The 17,215-nt window shown below is 62.9% G+C and carries 8 protein-coding genes and 4 pseudogenes; 8 read left to right on the top strand and 4 right to left on the bottom strand.

All coding sequences use genetic code 11. From position 1 onward, the window contains the following. Positions 1–182: 182 nt before the first annotated feature. Positions 183–778: pseudogene (locus tag GDI_RS00560) on the top strand (IS110 family transposase); the annotation flags it as partial. Here GDI_RS00560 and GDI_RS18760 read toward each other — a convergent pair. After that, positions 762–1,264, bottom strand: a pseudogene (locus GDI_RS18760) (IS701-like element ISGdi12 family transposase); the annotation flags it as partial. The pseudogenes GDI_RS00560 and GDI_RS18760 sit on opposite strands and share 17 nt — an antisense overlap. Positions 1,265–1,309: 45 nt before the next feature. Between GDI_RS18760 and GDI_RS00565 the strand changes: the two are divergent. The 6 genes and pseudogenes from GDI_RS00565 to GDI_RS00585 all read left to right on the top strand — a co-directional run. Further along, positions 1,310–1,681, top strand: a pseudogene (locus GDI_RS00565) (transposase); the annotation flags it as partial. Beyond that, positions 1,633–3,130, top strand: a pseudogene (locus GDI_RS00570) (relaxase/mobilization nuclease domain-containing protein); the annotation flags it as partial. The pseudogenes GDI_RS00565 and GDI_RS00570, both read left to right, overlap by 49 nt. A 289-nt stretch (positions 3,131–3,419) precedes the next feature. Next, positions 3,420–4,601, top strand: a complete 1,182-nt coding sequence (locus GDI_RS19555; protein ID WP_157870978.1) for a hypothetical protein — start codon at positions 3,420–3,422, stop codon at positions 4,599–4,601. A gap of 474 nt (positions 4,602–5,075) precedes the next feature. Next, a complete protein-coding gene (locus tag GDI_RS00575; RefSeq protein WP_012222363.1) occupies positions 5,076–7,373 on the top strand; it encodes an ATP-binding protein in 2,298 nt (765 codons plus the stop codon). A gap of 230 nt (positions 7,374–7,603) precedes the next feature. Further along, a complete protein-coding gene (locus tag GDI_RS00580; RefSeq protein ID WP_012222364.1) occupies positions 7,604–8,851 on the top strand; it encodes a metallophosphoesterase family protein in 1,248 nt (415 codons plus the stop codon). Then, the gene (locus GDI_RS00585) at positions 8,852–12,310 is read left to right on the top strand and encodes an ATP-binding protein (protein WP_012222365.1); all 3,459 of its coding nucleotides are present in this window, start codon (positions 8,852–8,854) and stop codon (positions 12,308–12,310) included. Positions 12,311–12,575: 265 nt separating this feature from the next. On the opposite strand, the gene GDI_RS00590 is transcribed toward GDI_RS00585, so the two are convergent. From GDI_RS00590 to GDI_RS00600, 3 genes are read right to left on the bottom strand one after another with little or no spacing between them, the layout of a single operon-like run. Continuing rightward, positions 12,576–13,034 (bottom strand): Mov34/MPN/PAD-1 family protein, encoded by a 459-nt coding sequence (locus tag GDI_RS00590; RefSeq protein ID WP_012222366.1) that lies wholly within the window; start codon positions 13,032–13,034, stop codon positions 12,576–12,578. Further along, on the bottom strand, positions 13,009–14,733 hold the full coding sequence (locus GDI_RS00595) for a ThiF family adenylyltransferase (RefSeq protein ID WP_012222367.1): 1,725 nt from the start codon (positions 14,731–14,733) through the stop codon (positions 13,009–13,011). Before GDI_RS00595 ends, GDI_RS00590 begins: the two co-directional genes overlap by 26 nt. Next, positions 14,730–15,950: a nucleotidyltransferase domain-containing protein gene (locus GDI_RS00600; protein WP_041249223.1), complete on the bottom strand. Its 1,221-nt coding sequence runs from the start codon at positions 15,948–15,950 to the stop codon at positions 14,730–14,732. The genes GDI_RS00595 and GDI_RS00600 overlap by 4 nt, the downstream gene beginning before the upstream one ends. A 107-nt stretch (positions 15,951–16,057) precedes the next feature. Here GDI_RS00600 and GDI_RS00605 point away from each other — a divergent pair, with 107 nt between their 5' ends. After that, a complete protein-coding gene (locus tag GDI_RS00605; RefSeq protein ID WP_012222369.1) occupies positions 16,058–17,191 on the top strand; it encodes an SAVED domain-containing protein in 1,134 nt (377 codons plus the stop codon). Positions 17,192–17,215: the final 24 nt, after the last annotated feature.

Consider the following 17,215-nt stretch of genomic DNA (forward strand, 5'->3'; position numbering starts at 1 on the left):
CGGTCCATCGGGCGCTGGCGGGCTATGGGTGGATTGGGGATGGGGTGCCGGGGGGAGGCTGGCAACGGAGGGAAGGACTGCCAGCCGTAATCGGGCCTGAGCGGTCGTCGTCGATTGGCGGTCTCCCGGGCCGGAAAGAAGGTAGAGTTGCCGCGGTGAAACAGCAGCGCGGGAGGCGTGCGATGGAATTCTTTTGCGGTCTCGATGTGTCGATCGACGAAACGGCGGTCTGTGTGGTGGACGAGCAGGGCACCGTGCATCTGGAAACGACGGTGGCCACGGACCCGGCTGCGCTCAGGGATGCCGTGAAGCCGTTCCTGCCGCGCCTGCGCCGTATGGGTCACGAGGCAGGTTCCCTGTCGCCCTGGCTGCATCCGGAGATGCTGGCGCTGGGCCTGCCGGCGGTCTGCCTGGAGACGAAACACGTGCGGGCGGCGATGTCGGCGCAGCGCAACAAGACCGACAAGGCGGACGCGCTGGGGATCGCGCATATCGTGCGCACCGGCTGGTTCCGGACGGCCCATATCAAGAGCGAAGCAAGCTATCGGCTGCGTCTGATCCTGACCCAGCGCAGCACGCTCAAGCGCAAATTCATGGATCTCGAGAATACGATCCGCCATTCGCTCAAGGCGTTCGGTATCCGCCTGGGCACGGTCTCGCGGGCGCGCTTCGACACCGCACGTTCGCGAGGCACGTGGCGCAGGACGCGCTGACCCGCGATCTCATGGAGGCGATGCTGCGGGCGAAGGCCGTGCTCTGGCTTTGTCAGTCCAGGCTTTCGGCACATACAAAGCCCGGTCGAGAAAAGCATGCCCCTTGTCAGAGACATAGGCTGGAACACGCCAATCTGGCAATTCGTGATCTTGCCGGCAGACCCGGTATATTGCCGTCCCACTCCGCATGATGCAGAGCCCTTCTTGAGGAAACCAGTCTCGTCGACCACCAGTACCGCGTCGGCATCCCCCAGATGCTCGACAACATGATCGCGCACGACGTCCCGCAATGCATCGGCGTCCCAATGCCCGCGTCCAAGCAGGGCCTGCTGTCGCCATGGCCCCGGATCGCCCGCAGCTTCAGCCCGCATCCAGCCGGTCTTGCGCGGCTCGTTGCCCAGTAGTGTTTCCAGAAACCGGCCTGCCGATGCCGCCACCCGCTCCTGGCCGAATACCGGGCGCATTCGCTCCTTGGCGTCCCGCAGCGCCTCCAGCGTCAGAGCCAGAACATCCTCGACCGAAGCTGCGCTATTCATCTCGTTCAGAATCATGGTTACCCATAGATTCAGAACTCTCAGAAAAACGCAACTGTAGTGCTAGGCAAGGGAGCGGCCCTCGTCCTGCCCTGGTGCAACCTCCACGCCATGAACCGGCATCTCGACGAGATCTCGCAGGCCGTAGCGCCGGGCGCTCACGCTATCCTCATCGTCGATCAGGCAGCGTGGCATACCAGCCCGAAACTCGATATCCCCGCCAACATCACCATCCTGCCGCTCCCGCCACGCTCGCCCGAACTCAATCCGGTGGAAAACGTCTGGCAGTTCATGCGCAATACCTGGCTGTCGAACCGGATCTTCCGCACCTACGACGACATCGTCGATATCTGCTGCCACGCCTGGAACCAGCTCGTCGACCAGCCCTGGCGCATCATGTCCCTCGGGCTACGACAATGGGCACATGGGTTTTAACAAACAGGAGTTGGTATAACGCGGGATGGTAACGATGCCCGTCTGTTTGGGAAAGACAGTGACGACATTCGCGCCTCGGACTTCGCGGAACGATGCGATGGCGACCGCCACCATTTCCGCTTCATCGTCTCACCGGAGGATGCGCCGGAGATGTCGGACCTGCGGGCCTTTGCGCGAGATCTGATGGGGCAGATGGAATCTGATCTCGGCACGAAACTCGACTGGGTTGCTGTTGATCACTGGAATACAGCGCATCCCCATCTGCATGTCATCGTCCGGGGCGTGGCGGAGGATGGGTCCGATCTGGTGATCGCACGCGATTACATCCGCGAGGGCATGCGCGCCCGTGCACAGGATCTGGTGACGCTGGAACTCGGACCACGCACGGATCACGACATCCACCAGGCGGTCGAGCGGCAGGTGAACGCCGACCGCTGGACTCAATTGGACCGCCAGCTTCGGAGGGATGCGGGGCAGGATGGCGTCATCGCTCTCGAACGCACACCGGGCGAAACGCCGGACGCCTTCGCCACCGTGAAGCTGGGCCGGTTGCGCCGTCTGGAGACTATGGGGCTGGCGCACCAGGTCGGGCCGGATCGCTGGCGCATGGACGAGAGTGCGGAGGCAACCCTACGGGAGATCAGCGAGCGCAAAGATATCATCAAACGGATCCACCGGGGCCTTGCGGAACAGAAGATCGATCGTGCCGCGTCCTCCTGGGTAATGGCCGCCGAGGATACCACCGATCCCGTCATCGGCCGGCTGGTCGATCGTGGTCTCGACGATGAGCTGCGTGGCACGGCCTATGCGGTGATCGACGGGATTGACGGACGCACGCACCATGTCCGCCTGCCGAACCTCGAGGCCGCTGGCGATGGGCCGGTCGGTTCGATCGTCGAACTGCGGCGTTTCAGCGACAAGCAGGGACGTGACCGTGTCGCGCTGGCCGTGCGCTCGGACGTCACGCTGGAGCGGCAGGTGACGGCGGAGGGCTCAACCTGGCTCGACCGGCAGGCCATCGCGCGGGAGCCTCTTGCTCTCTCGTCCACAGGGTTCGGTGCCGATGTCAAAGAGGCGATGGAAAAACGCACGGATCATCTGGTGGAGCAGGGGCTGGCCAGCCGCGACGGCGGGAGCATCCGTTATGTGCGGAACCTGATCGGCACCCTGCGGCAGCGGGAATTGGGCGCGCTGGGCCGGAACCTCGCCGGGAAGTCGGGAAGCCCCTTCCGGCGGAGTGACGAGGGCGATCCCGTTGCCGGCACTTATCGTCAGCGTTTCAACCTGGCGTCGGGCCGGTTCGCCATGATCGACGACGGGCAGGGCTTCGAACTGGTGCCGTGGTCGCCGTCGCTGGAAAAACAGCGCGGGCGGGAGGTGTCGGGAATCATGCGCGGCGATGGGGGGATTGACTGGTCGTTCGCGCGGAAACGGGGTTTGGGTCTATGACCGGGAAGGGGGGGAAGCAGAAAGTCTGCTTTTAGATCGTGAGAATGAAAGGACTGCCATTGGTTGCGTCTACGTTGATGACGAGGCCACGTGGCATGGAGCATTAGATGCGCGGCAGTTGTCCGCGTGGGAAGCAAAGAGAGTTGATATTGTCCTTGCCTAGCCAAGCTGGCTTCTGGGGACAGGCAGCAGAATTTACAAATTTTCTCTTCCTTTATCCAAGTGCATATATTTACGCGACTGAAGAAATCCAGGTAAGATATTCAGAGATTCAACTCGAGGTTATTCAATGTCATCGTCTCCTGTTCCAGCGTCTGACAACCTCTCCCCCCCTAGCGAGAACCGCCTATACCCGGAGTTATTTGCGCTTCATCGTGAGATTCATGATTTCTCCAAAGATTTAGAAAATTTTTCGCGTCTCCTAAAAATTCAAAGACGAATAATATCTTCTATTGAGGAAGCAGAAAATGAAATCCGTGATGCGAAAATTTATGGAAAGAATCCGAAAGACTGGCAATATGTGCGATATAATTTTTTGTGCCTCGGGGATTGCTTAGCATTTCTCTACGTAGACAGATTTTCTTTGAAGCAAACCTACTTCGATACGAATACCTATAATATAAAACAAAGTGGTGGCTTCATCTTAGGAAAAGATGGTCATAAAAACGAAATGATGGCCCTGGAAAACGCAATCTCGCATAACATTCCTGCAGTTCTATGCGATATTACAAATGTTCTCCGTTACGGCGATATTTGCCTGCTGGGGGATAGTGACCCCGTTCCTATCGAGGTCAAATCATCCAAGACGAAAGATCGTCGTAGTAAACGACAAAAGCTTAAACTGCAAACGCTATCTGATTTTTTGAAATCGGATCATGCAGAGAACTTTCGTGGTGTTTCTGGCTCTACTATTAGGGTGGAATGTTCTACTTCTCCCAAATTGTATAATAGAGAGCTGCAAGATGCCGTTAAAGAGGCAATCAAACGAGGCTCCGTGAGTTTTGAGGTTGATGAGTGTCTAAGGGTAGTTATAATATCAGAAGATAATGTAGATTATGCGAAGCTTTTTGGAGAGAAAAATTTATTATCGAAATCTCTCATTACTTCTGTGAACGAAATAAAAACCAATATGCTATGGGGCTGCTATTATCCATACCCTTTGACATTTTCAGATCCAGCGTCTTTTGAAGCCTTCGTCCGAGGTGAGATTCATATTTTTACTATTCTTTACTTGGAAAAATTTGAAGAAAAACTAGCTTCTGAGCATGTCACACTAAATGTTGAAGCCAGCGAATATAAAATCGAGTGCCACATGCATTTTCCAGATTTGGTTATTGAAGATCCAACTGCAAGATTTACAATCGGAGAGCATATGATGTGCCGTATATGGACAGATTTTATTAGCCCGCGTTGGATAGTTGATAACTCCATCTTATCAGTAAGAAATGCTATCGGTAAGAGACGGGCATAGTTAGAGGCTGTAGATCACCCTCAATAGGTTCAATTCATATATACATAAATCGAAATCGTGTCCGCTATACGGAAAGCTTCTGCGTAGAACGCATATCCGAATTGAAGCGGAAGCCGCCTGTCTGCTCCCACAATGTAGAACAGACAGGCAGGTCAGGGGGGAGAGCGGAATGTCGGCTATCGGGAATCAACAACCGAAAGCAGTCATTCCCTGCGCTTGTGTTCGCGACGCCTACCGACCAGACCCGGTCGCCCGATTAGCCACCGCGAACGTCTTTTCCTGACAGAAGCTGCCGTTTGGCTCCCCCGAAGCGGATTGTCAGCAGGGTGCCTCAAATCGATCGTTTGCCAACGAAGCGGCAGTCAGTGAAACCCGTCTCGGGAAGCTTGCGGGCGGCGACGCGGACTCAACTGCGATCGGTCTTACGGTCGCTTCGAGATTGACAATAATCGCGGCGGGGAATGAACTCCTGCAATGGGGATACTCACGAACATCAAGTCGCTGCAGGGAATGGGAATATACGCCGCTCGCGGCGCGCGATCACCATCTCTGAACTTCCGGCGATATAACCTGATCTACGGGTTCAACGGTTCGGGAAAGAGCACGCTGTCGCGGCTGTTCGCGAGCCTCGAGTCGGGCGAACCGCACCCGAAGCTCCCGCAGGGCGGCACGTTCGAGGTGACGTTGGACGACGGGGCGGCGTTCGGGTGCCCGACCAATCCCAAAGGGCTCGAGCAACGGATGCTCGTGTTCAACTCGGACTACATCGAGCAGAACCTCCAATGGGCCGCCGGGCGCGCGCGGCCGGTGTTCTACATCGGCGCAGACCAGGCGGAAGCCGCCGCCGAGCTGACGAGAATCGAAGGCGACATCCCCAAGGCGGAGGCGAATAGCGACGCGGCGACCGCAACCGAAAGGGCGGCGGACAAGACCTTCGCCAGCTACAAGCGCGAACGCGCCAAGTCCGTCGCGTCGCGCCTCCATCTGGGCAGCCGCAAGTACGAGGCGCCGGCGCTCGCCAGGGACTTCGACACGTGGAAGGACTATGACGGACCCAGGCTGACGGATGGCGAGCTCAAGGCCGCAGAGGACACGCGCAGGCTAGACGAGCCGATGCCCCGCCTCGACCCGCTTTCGTTCGACCAGGCCACGATTGAGACCGCCTACCGCTTCATCGCCGAGGTCTGCGGCCAGTCGCTAGCGACCGTCGCGCTCGAGGAGGTGCAGCGGCACCCGGACATGCTCCTCTGGCTGAAGCGCGGCCACGAATACCACGACGCCCATGGGCTAACCGACTGCCTTCTGTGCGGGAACGAGATCCCGGCGGAACGCCGCGCCTTGCTGGCGGCGGCGTTCGACGACAGGGTCGACCAGTTCGTCGCCCGCCTGAAGAGAACCGCCGAACGTCTCGACGGTCTCCTAGGGTCTATCAGCCAATTGGCCGCCCAGCTGCCCGCGATGGACGACCTAGCCAGCGAGTTGCGGCCCGGCTTCAGGGATCTGAGGCAGGACGCGTCGCAGAACGCGCGCCAGCTCGCGGAGCAGTTGCGCACGCTGCAAGGCGTGTTATCCGCAAAGCTGGAGCGGCCCGCATCTCCCGCGGACATGAAGGACATCGCTGCCGAGGCGGATGTGTGCGCCACCGCCGAGCGCTTGACAGTCAGCGTCGCGAGCGTCAACGAGACGATCGCGGCCCACAACCAGGGCGTCGCCGACTTCGCCAAGCGGAAGGAGGATGCGGAGACGTCCATCCGCCGCCACTTCATCGTCGACTGCCGAGAGGAATACGCCAAGACGGCGAAGGACGTCGGCGACGCCACCGCCAGGCTGAAGGTCGAGACCGACGCGCTGGCCGCCCTGCGGGAGAAGGCACGCGAGCTGCGCCAGCGCATCCGGACGCACGGCCCCGCGGCCGCCGTCATCAACAAGCTCATCGCGGCCTACCTCGGCCACGCCGAGCTGACCATCAACCCCGTCGACGAAGGCTATGAACTGCACCGCCATGGCGCGCCGATCACCGGCGTACCGAGCGAGGGCGAGAAGACAGCCATCGCGATCGCCTACTTCCTCTCCTCCATTGAGGCGGACAACCGGAAGCTGAAGGACGTCATCGTGGTGGTGGACGACCCGGTCTCGAGCCTCGACACCAAGGCGCTGAACTTCGCCTGCTCCCTTGTGAGGACGAGGCTTGAGAAGGCTGCGCAGGTCTTCGTCCTCACGCACAATCTCCAGTGCATGAACGAGTTTAGAAAGGCCTGGAAGGGCAAGGCCCGGCCTCCGGCCGGCAAGGATCCGACTGCCACTTTCCTCTACATCGACGTCACAATCCCCGAGGGAGAACACCGCCGCTCCTCCAGGATCATCGCGATGTCGAAGCTGCTCCGCGAGTACGATTCGGAGTACCACTTCCTCTTCAGCCACGTGCTGCGCTTCGTCGAGCAGCCCGACGCTTACGACGACCACGGCTACATGATGCCCAACGTGATCCGCCGGGTGCTCGACGTGTTCCTCGCCTTCAAGAGTCCGGGTGGCGGAGGACTGCCCGGCCAGCTCGACAAACTGTGCGCCGACTATCCGCATCTCGACAGGGAGAGGTTGGCGGCGCTCGAACGGCTTACCCAGGTCGAGTCTCACTCCGACAACCTCGACGACCTGCTGTCCTTCTCGACGATGACCCTTGAGGAGACGCGGGGAGCGGCCGCTGCGCTCTTCGCCATGATGGAACACGTCGACGGGAACCACCTAAAACGGCTGAAGGGCCTCTGCACCTGATACCTTCCGGCCGTCGAAAGCCTGGGGCATTCCGCCGGAGGACGCCAAGGAATGATGGCACCTCAGACCGAAGATCTGCGAGCTATCGACAACGTTTGCTCATAGGAGCGCGTGCAATGACGCCAAGTTGTCGGCATCAAAACTGTGCTACAACATATTGGCGCGCGCGATGTGATGATGAAGAATGAGCGGCCGACGCATGGGGGTGAGCCATTACAGACTTCCGTTTCCTGCATGCCGCCGACATTCACCTCGATAGCCCGCTGCGCGGCCTGTCGAGATACGAGGGACTTCCGGAGGAAGACATCCGAGGTGCGACCCGGGCGGCATTCGACAACCTCGTCCAGCGGGCCCTCGACGAGGAGGTCGACTTCGTGGTGATCGCCGGCGACCTGTTCGACGGCGACTGGAAGGACATGGGAACCGGCCTCTACTTCGCGCGGGCGATGGGTCGGCTCGCCCAGGCTGACGTCCCGGTCTTCCTTTTGTCCGGCAACCACGACGCGGAGTCGGTGCTAACGCGCAGCATCCCTTGGCCCGACAACGTCAAGCTGTTCGGGACGAGGCGCCCGGCGACTCATGTCCTGCCGGAGTTCGCCGTCGCCGTGCACGGCCAGAGCTTCGCAACGCCGGCCGTTACCGACAACCTCGTCCTCGCCTATCCCGGCGCGGTCGAGCACCACTTCAACATCGGCGTGCTCCACACCGCGCTAGCCGGCCGCCAGGGCCATGCCGCGTACGCCCCGTGCAGTCTGGATGACCTCAGGTCCAAGCACTACGACTACTGGGCGCTCGGCCACGTCCACGAGCACGAGGTCGTCGCAGAAGACCCATACGTCGTCTTCCCGGGCAACACGCAGGGACGCACGATCCGCGAGACCGGGCCTAAGGGCGCGGTGATAGTGACGGTGGAGGACGCCCAGATCGTCACCATCGAGCATGTCGAACTGGACGTACTGCGCTGGGCGCACGTCGAGGTAGACTGCACCGGGGCGGCGGCGGACGCGGTGGCCTCGCTCATGCGCGCATCGCTCCTCTCCACTTGGCAGGCCGATGCGGCAGGCCTGCCTCTCGTCGCACGAGTGTCGCTCACCGGCGAGACGGCGGACGCCGGCGCACTACACGACGGCGTGTCATCGATCCGCGACGCCGCGCGCGCGGTCGCCGCGTCGATATCGCCGGACCTATTCATCGAAAGGGTGAAGGTGCTGGTCGGTCCGCCCGCGCAACCGCAGCAAATCCGGATTGGGGACGACCTGTCGTCCCTCATCGGACAAGCGGCTACCGACCCGGAGCTCGCCGCGCTCCTCGCCGAGGACCTCTCCCCGTTCATGCTCGCCACGCAGACCGCGATTGGCCAGTCGCCGGACGACGCCGACGACGAGGGCCTGCGGCGATCCGCGGGCGACGGGGACTGGACGGCGGTGCTCCAGACGGCGACACTCGCGCTGCGGTCGCGCCTGACTGGGGAGGCGTAGGTGCGCTTCGTAAACCTGTCGCTCGAGCGCTACGGCCACTTTGAGGACTGCACGCTCTCGTTCCGCAACGGCCAACCGGACCTGCACGTCATCTACGGCGCGAACGAGGCCGGCAAGACCACGTCGCTCGCCGCGGTGTCGGATCTCTTGTTCGGCTTCCCAGCCCGATCGCCCTACAACTTCATGTACGACTACTCGCTCCTGCGGGTCGGTGCCGTGCTTGAGGACGAGGGGGCCACGCTCGCCTGCCGCCGCAAGAAGGCCCCAAACGCCTCGCTCCTGGGTCCGGACGACCGGCCGATCGACGAGGGCGCGCTCCTCGCGATGCTCAGGGGACAGACGAGGGAGACCTTCGGCCTCTCGTTCAGCCTGGACCAGGAGGGCCTGCGGGCCGGCGGCAAGGCCATGGTCGAGGCCCGCAACGACCTTGGCCGGGCGCTGTTCGCGGCCGGCTCCGGTCTGACCGGAGTCTCGGACGAGCTGGCGCGGCTGGAGGAAGAGGCGGATGCCATCTGGGGTCCACGCGCGTCCAACAGACGCTCCTTCACCGTCGCCCAGCGCGAACTTGAGGCGGGCCTGCGTTCCATCCGCGACAGGTCGCTCCGACCGAGGATCTGGACCGACGCGAGGACGGCGGTGGCCACCGCGCAGGCCGCGTTGGACGAGGCCCAACGTCGGCGCGACGAGTTGCTCGCCGAGATGAGCCGCGCGGAACGGATCCGCCGGATCGCGCCGTCGGCGCGCCTGCGGGCGGAACATCTGGCCGCCTTCGAGGCACACGGTGCGACCATCGAGCTGGCTGCGCAGCGCGAGGAGGTGGCGGAAGCGGCGATGGCCGAGGCCGCGTCCGCGGGCCGCGCGAAGGCCGCCGCGGCGAAGCTGGCTGAGGAAGCGGCCGAACGTGTGGACGCGCTTGTGGCGGACGAGGCGATACTGGCTCAGGCGGATCTCGTCGACGCGCTCGTGAGCGCCTCGGGGGCGGTCGCGAAGGCGAGCAGCGACATGGTCCGGCTCAGGACCGAGCACGCTGCGCGGACCGGCCGGATCGAACGGCTACGGGAGGAGGCTGGCGCGCTGGCCGCCGATCCACCGTCACGGATTGCCAGCGCGAGGCTGCGCGAACTCGCGCTCTCGCACGTCGAGGACAGGTCGGCGATCGCTCAGATCGCGCAGAGCGAGGAGGAGCTCGACGAGCGGCGGAGGGTGGCCTCGGGTCTCCCGCGCAAGGCCGACGATCATCCGAATAGGGACCTGGGGCCGGTCATCGCCGCCGTCGACGCCGCGCGCGCGCTCGGTGCCGACATCGACGCCCGCTGCCAGTCCCTGCGGAGGACGGCCGACACAGCCTCGACGACCTTGGCACAGTCGCTTTCGCGGCTGGCGCCGTGGAGCGGCGGCGCCGCGACGCTCCTGGAGCTCCCCCGAATCGGACAGGCGGAGATCGATGAAGCGCGGACGGCGATGGCGAACCTCTCGGCCGAAGCCGAGCGGGAGACCGCCGATGCCGGCCGCGCCCGGGATGAGGCCGCGGCCCTATCCCTCCAAATGGAGCAACTCGCCTCCGGGAACGCGGTCTCCGCGGAGGAGATCCAGAGCGCGCGCACCGCCCGCAACGAACACTGGCGTCCGCTCCGCGCCCACATCCTGGCCGCGGCGCCAGTCGCCGCGCCGGGCGAAGCTGTCACCGTCTTCGAAGCCACCCTGGCAGAGGCGGACCAGCTCAGTGACCTGCGGTTCGCGGCGGCCGACGAGTCGAGCCGCCTCGCCGACATGCAGAACCGGGTCGCGAAGCTCATGCTTGATGCGGAGCAGGCGGAGCTCCGCGCAAAGGGCGCGGAGGAGCGCGTCGACACCAAACGAAGCGCCTGGCGGAAGAGGCTGGAGGCGGCGGGCCATGTCGATATGGAGCCGACATGCCTTGTCGCCTGGAATGCCGCGAGGGACGTCTCCGAGTTGGCGTACGCCGCATCCGTCGCGGCGATGGCGGAAGCCGGGGCGGCCGACGTCCGCCGGGCCAAGGTGCGACAGGCACTCGCATCATGTCTCCCCGAAGGCGCCACGCTGCCGGATGCCTCCGAGATCGCGCCCATCCTGGCGATCGCCGAGCGACTGCGGGCCGACCTTGAGGCGGCCGAGCAGCAGAGACGGCTCGACGAGGCCGCCGCGGCGCGTATCGAGCAGGACGCCGACACCCTCGGACGACGTAGGAAGCGCCTCGAGGACGCCGCGGCCGACCGTGAAGCCCAGTGGCGCCAGCAGCTCGAACAGACCGGCCTCGACCTCGAGCTCGGGAACGCGACCGCCGCGCTCGACATACTCGAGGAGTTGCGCGTCGAGATCGAGGCGCTATCGGACCTGCAGGGACGGCTCGACGGGATGGAAAGGGACGCGGCCGACCACGGCGCCACGGTCCACGCGGCCGCCGACACCCTCGGCATCCCCGCGTCCGAAAATCCGGAGGAGCGGCTGACCGCGCTACGGAGCCGCCTGACCTCCGCGCGCGCCACGGCCAAAGTCATCGACGCACTGAAGGCCACCATAGAGGCCCGCAATGAAGAGGTGGCGGCCGAGGAGGCGAGGTTAGCAGCGGCCATGGATTCCCTTAGGGGCCTGATGGAGGAGACGGGTTCGGAAGGCGTCGACGAGCTCGCGGCCGCCATCGCGCGATCTCGCGCGGTCAGAGCGCTCCGGGGGGCGGTCGCTGATGCCGAGACGGCGATCACATCGGCAGGCGACGGCAAGGGTCTTGCGGAACTCCTCGGAACCCTCGACGGCGTCGATCCGGACGGCCTAGCGGCCAAGACGCAGACGCTCGCATCCCAACTGGCGGACTTAAACGCCGAGGTGGATGCCGCGGCGGGCCGGCTCGGCGATACACGGAGGGCGTTCGCCAATCTCGAGCAGGAGGGAGAGAGTGCCATCGACGCTGCCACGGACGCGGGTCAGGCCCGCGCAGAGCTGGCGGTCCTTTCCGAGCAATACATCCTGAAGCGGGCCCAGGCGGTGACGCTGCGTTGGGCGATCGAACGATATCGCGAGCAACATCAGGATCCGATGCTGCTCCGCGCCTCGGAGCTCTTCTCGATCCTGACGATCGGACGTTACGCGGCGCTGCGGATCGACAGCGACGCCGCCTCGCCGCGACTCCTCGGAGTCCGTAACGACGGCAGGACCGTCGTCGAGGTCGGCGCCATGAGCGAGGGAACCACCGACCAGCTGTTCCTCGCCTTGCGCTTAGCCGCCGTCGAGCAGTCTGTCGCAGCGGGCGTGCGCCTGCCGTTCCTAGCCGACGATCTCTTCGTCAACTTCGACGACGACCGGTCCGAAGCTGGTTTTCGAGTGCTGGCAGAGCTCGCTAGGTCGACGCAGGTCCTCTTCTTCACCCACCATCCCCATCTAGCGTCGATCGCGCGATCGGTAGTTGGGGCAGACATCCACTCGGAGTGTACTCTGGGTTGAGACCCGAGCCGCTAGGCTTCTTCCGGCGTTCAGGCCGAACCGGGCCGCCGCGCGGGCTCTTCGCTACACCAAGAAAGAATGACCGGTTTCAGCGTTATTGGTCGTTCTCAGAGGCGATGACTATCTGCAGTTTTGTCCCAAACCCGGTCTATCTCGGCTCGCCTGACAATGGCGGCTTTCGGGCAGCTACCATCATCACTTCGATGTCTGACTTGAGGCGATTTTCGCCGTAAGTCGGCGTGCTCAATATTCCCGTTTGCCCTTGTCACATTGTAAGCTCGACGTGGACGCACGCCTGATTTCTGATGAACATATATGCGGCGGCTTCGAGCAGGAACAGACAGCGCAATCTAACGATGAGCAGCGCTGAGAAATCGATGTCCCGCTCGCCGTTGACCAAGCTCTGCATCGAAATAACGTCCTCGTGGCTAGGCCGGACCGGAAAGCTGGGGTGGGAGTGCCACTCGCCTAGATAGTTGAAGCGTTTGAAATCGGAGCCAGTCTTTCGAAAGAAGATGTCGAGCGCTTGCGCATGATGGTCGGGACTGCGGACGAAATGTGCAGCCGTCCCGGTCGTTTCGTCGACCGAGAAGTCGACGATGCGGAAATGATCGGGTGCGACTTGCTCTCCCATGAGGATGCCGCCGATCTCACGCCGACCGGCCCCTCGCAGACAATTGCGAAGCTGCGCCCGCTGATCATTCGGAAGGCTGATCGTGACCATCGAACGCCGAGGGCAAGAGTTCGCGCAAGAGCGCAAGGCTGTCTGCGACAGAAGCGGGGTCCTGTTCGGCTTTCCAGGGGGCCGAGCCAGCGAGTTCGATAGGCCATGTCTCAAACGGCTGAGAGAAAATCCAGGCCTTGCGCAAGCCTATCGCATAGGCGGGGGCCGTAAACGCACTGTCCTCCGGCAGGGTGAGCACATCGGTTGCCAGACGCGCGAGGTGACCTGCGATGATGGAAACTTCGGCGTCGTCAGCGACAAGCGGTCTGGCGCTTCCGGTTGCCGCTTCATAGGGGGCAGCTAGGCCGGCAAGCGGGGCGGGGACGCCATGTGCATTGCACCAAGCGTTGATCTGGTTGCGGGCGGCCTGAGGCTCCGGCTCATGGCCTGATCGAACACGTGCCACGAGGCCGCCGATGCCCCCGGCGAACACCTCGCCCCAGACGAGTGGCTTCAGGCTTTCCTTCGCGACCGCGGCGCAGAAGTTGAAGCAATGCGCGTCGGCGGTGGCGTCGATGATGAGGTCGCAGGCGCGCAACGCCGACATCACCGAGTCCGTGGAATCGGCGCTTTCCTGACCGCCCAGCGCGACACGCCGCACCGTGACGTCGATCGTGCCGGCAATCTCAATGAGGCGGCTGCGGACCGCGTCGGCCTTATGGACGCCGGCCGCGGCGGCGCCAAGTTCGTTGCGCACCAGATTCTCGGCGAAAAAGACGTCATCGTCGACCAGCGTGAACATCCGCACGCCGGCGCGCGCCAGCATCGCGGCGAGCTTGGAGCCAAGCGAGCCGCATCCGACGATGCCGACGCTTTTTCCGGCGAGGAGAGAGTAGTCGTCCGGGAGCCGGTCACTGGTGGCGACCTTCAGTAGTCGCGAGCGACCGAAGACGCGCTTCTGGCCGGCGTCATAGGCATAGAAATGTGCGGTCTCGGTCGCGGACGCCAGCACCAAGTCCATTTCTCCGCTGGCGGCGAGTGCAGCCTCGCGAAGCGCTCCGAGGCCAAGCGCGCCGAGCAGGTCGGCGATACCGGCTTGCGTGGCTGCGGGCATCGCTGTCCCTTCGGGCAGCCGAATGGCCTGGCCGCGCTTCGTCGTCTCCCGAATCCCGGCCGGCCATGCTCGGCCATCGGTGACGCCGTCGGTCTCTATGATCGTCACCGTGAAGGTATCGGCGTAATATTTCTCCGCAATACCAATCTCGAACGACTGACCGGGTGCGATCGCCTTCAGGCGCTCTTCCATTTGCCGCGTCAGCAGGAACCGGAAATAGGAGCCGCGCACGCTTTGGCCGAGCGAAACGGCATGCGCCGAGGGCAGTTCGGGACCCTCGACATCGCGTTCACCGGCGATCAGACGATGCGCGCTCTCGATCATCATCGCCCCGGTGATCGACGTCTCCCAGTTGTCGGCGCGATATTCCAGGCAGAGATTTCCGCCCGCCCCATATTGGTGGTTCGACAGGCGACTCCCGTCTCTGGGAAGCACGATGGGTGGGGAATTGGGGTGGAATTCGGCATAGGTCATCGTCAACGGAACGCTGTCGCCGTCATGCTCGATCTCGAAATCGACCGCGAGCGCAGCGCCGTTCGAGAGATGCCAGCGCACGCCCTTGAGCCAGGCGACGCGCTCCGCGAGGTTAGCCACGCCCTGACGCTCGGTTCGTGCGCGAGTCGGATTTTCGAGCCACCAGATCATTCCGCGCCGCCGAACCCCTGCGGCTTGGTTGGCACCCGGCTCCTGTCCGGAAAGGAAAGACCTTCGGCTACGGGCGCCACCGAAGCGGTTTTGAGCAGCGGGGATCGCGGCGGCGGCGGACGGCGGCGGGCCGTGCGGTCGGCCATCGATCCGCCAACGCCGCGTCCGACTATCTCGGTGATCACTCTCCTATCGCTCGACCGAGCTGCCGCGGCGAATTCCGTCCTGGCCTTTTGGAGCCACTCGTAGAACGCGGTCGCCCGCTCGGGGTGCTCGGCCCATTTGTCGGCGAAGTTTTCGAGCGGGTCGGTCGGATTCGGGATCCAGTAGCGGTTGTTGTGCCACAGGATATGCTGGTCCATGCCCGCGAGAATCACCGCGAGCGCTTCGCCGATCGTCTCTTCGCCCTTATAGGCGTGGGCCGCAAGGGTGGTGATGATGACCGAGATCGGCCGTTCGTCGCCGCCATGCTCGAAGGTATGGTCACGGTGACGCTTCAGGATCATGATAGCGGCCTGAAGCGGCGTTCGGACCTTGTAGTCCGGGATATCCTCGACGCTCGCCCTCATGCTGTCGGCGAGCACGCGCTTGCGCCGTTCGAGCGCGGTTGCCATCCGGCTCTTGAACCACTCGCAGTAGCCCTTGGGGTTCGAGCGCGGCCAATCGTCGGTAACGGTGGTGTAGGTCGGCCCCTCCTTGTCGGTGATGGCAATGGCGGTGAGTGTCCAACGCGCGTCATAGCCGCGGGATTCCAGGAGGAGGCGGGCGGCTTGCCCGTTCGGAAGCGCGGGCACGATATCCATATGGAATTGGGCGCCATCGGCATAGTCGAGCACCCAGCAACGGCGACCCTCGCGAAGCGGCTTGTTCATATTCTGCGCACGCCGATAGGCCTCGATCTCGGCGCCAAGCAGGGTCTTGAGCTGCTGTTGCGTCAGCGAGGTCTTGCCAAGCTTCTGCAACTCGCAGACGGAATCGACGTCATATTCCTCGGCGTCGTTCAAGGGCCGGATCGTCGTGCCGAGGCGAAAAGACCCCTGGACGTAGACCTTGGGTCCGTACTGTCGGACGGTCGAGGCGTCGCGGTGCAGCCAGTCGCCCAGTGACATGTAGCTCCGGTCGGCCTGCTCATACCGGCTTGGCGGCACGCTCAGTTCTTCGGCAAGATCCTCGAGGAATTCCTCGCTCTCGCGAGTGCGCGTCTGCTTTTCCACCATATGCCTCCAAGGTGAAGCCCACGGTCCGCGTATGGATAGTCGAACTGCGCGGTTGAGCTTTGAGGATAAAACGTGAACATTATAGCGAATCGGAGCGAAACACCATCATGGCAAAAACGCAAATCCCACAGAAAATTCAGGTCGCCCTCTGGACCAAAGCAGCCGGGCGCTGCGAATACCGCGGGTGCAACGAGGAACTCGTCGGCGACCTGATCGCCGGCCGCGTGGACGGTAAGTTCGGCTTCATTGCGCACATTGTCGCCGACAGTGCTGACGGACCGCGCGGCGATCCGGTTCGCTCGCCTGCACTCGCCAAAGACCTGAGCAATCTCATGCTGCTCTGTGCGAAGCACCATAAGGGCGTAGATGTCGACTATCTCGCGGATCATCCCGAGCCCGTCCTGCTTGAGATGAAAGCAGAGCACGAGGACCGGATCGCCATCGTGACGGGAATGGCGCAGGAGCGCGCCGCGCACGTCCTCCGGTTCGCGGCGGATATCGGACAGCGGGATGCCCTAGTATCGACGCGATCGATCTTCATGGCGATGCCGCCCGACAGGCACCCCGCCGAGGGACGAACGATCGATATCGAGTTGGCCGGATGTGACTATGCCGATCACGAAGCGAATTACTGGTCCGTCCAGCAGGACAATCTGCGCCGCGTGTTCGCTCGCAAGGTGAAGGAGCGCATCGAACAAAAGGAGATAAAGCAGCTCAGCGTGTTCGCGCTAGCGCCGCAGCCGCTGCTGATCGAACTTGGGCATCTGCTGGGGGATATCGTCCCGGTCACGGTTCATCAGCGATATCGCGAGCCCCCGACATGGCGGTGGCAAGCTGACCAGCCCGCAATCACCTTTCAGGTCGGCGACTATTCCGGGGCACCGAACGTCGCAGTCGCGCTGAAGCTCGCGCTGAGCGCGACCGTTACGGATGAACGGATTAGCGCAGTGCTGGGCGAGGATGTCGCCATCTGGTCGCTGACCGCGGAAAATCCGCACAACGACATCATGCGTCGTCCGGACGACCTGATCGAGTTCAAGCACCAGCTTCGGCGTCTCCTTGATCGGATCAAGGCTGTTCATGGCGAGAATGCGGTTATCAACGTGTTTCCCGCTTTGCCGAATTCAGCGGCGGTTGAGGTCGGGCGCGTGTGGATGCCTAAGGCCGATTTGCCCATGCAGATCTATGATCAGAATCGGGCCGTCGGCGGGTTCATTCCTACCTTATGTATCGCGAATTAGAAGAGGGCCGCCTCCCCCTTCGTC

The sequence above is a fragment of the Gluconacetobacter diazotrophicus PA1 5 genome, assembly GCF_000067045.1.
Classification (GTDB): Bacteria; Pseudomonadota; Alphaproteobacteria; order Acetobacterales; family Acetobacteraceae; genus Gluconacetobacter; species Gluconacetobacter diazotrophicus.

Bases quoted from the DNA above. Each gene is read 5' to 3' on its own strand.
- GDI_RS00600 (WP_041249223.1), bottom strand. From the start codon at position 15,950: ATGGTGGAAAAGCAGACGCGCACTCGCGAGAGCGAGGAATTCCTCGAG.
- GDI_RS19555 (WP_157870978.1), top strand. From the start codon at position 3,420: ATGTCATCGTCTCCTGTTCCAGCGTCTGACAACCTCTCCCCCCCTAGC.
- GDI_RS00595 (WP_012222367.1), bottom strand. From the start codon at position 14,733: ATGATCTGGTGGCTCGAAAATCCGACTCGCGCACGAACCGAGCGTCAG.
- GDI_RS00590 (WP_012222366.1), bottom strand. From the start codon at position 13,034: ATGGTCACGATCAGCCTTCCGAATGATCAGCGGGCGCAGCTTCGCAAT.
- GDI_RS00575 (WP_012222363.1), top strand. From the start codon at position 5,076: ATGGGGATACTCACGAACATCAAGTCGCTGCAGGGAATGGGAATATAC.
- GDI_RS00605 (WP_012222369.1), top strand. From the start codon at position 16,058: ATGGCAAAAACGCAAATCCCACAGAAAATTCAGGTCGCCCTCTGGACC.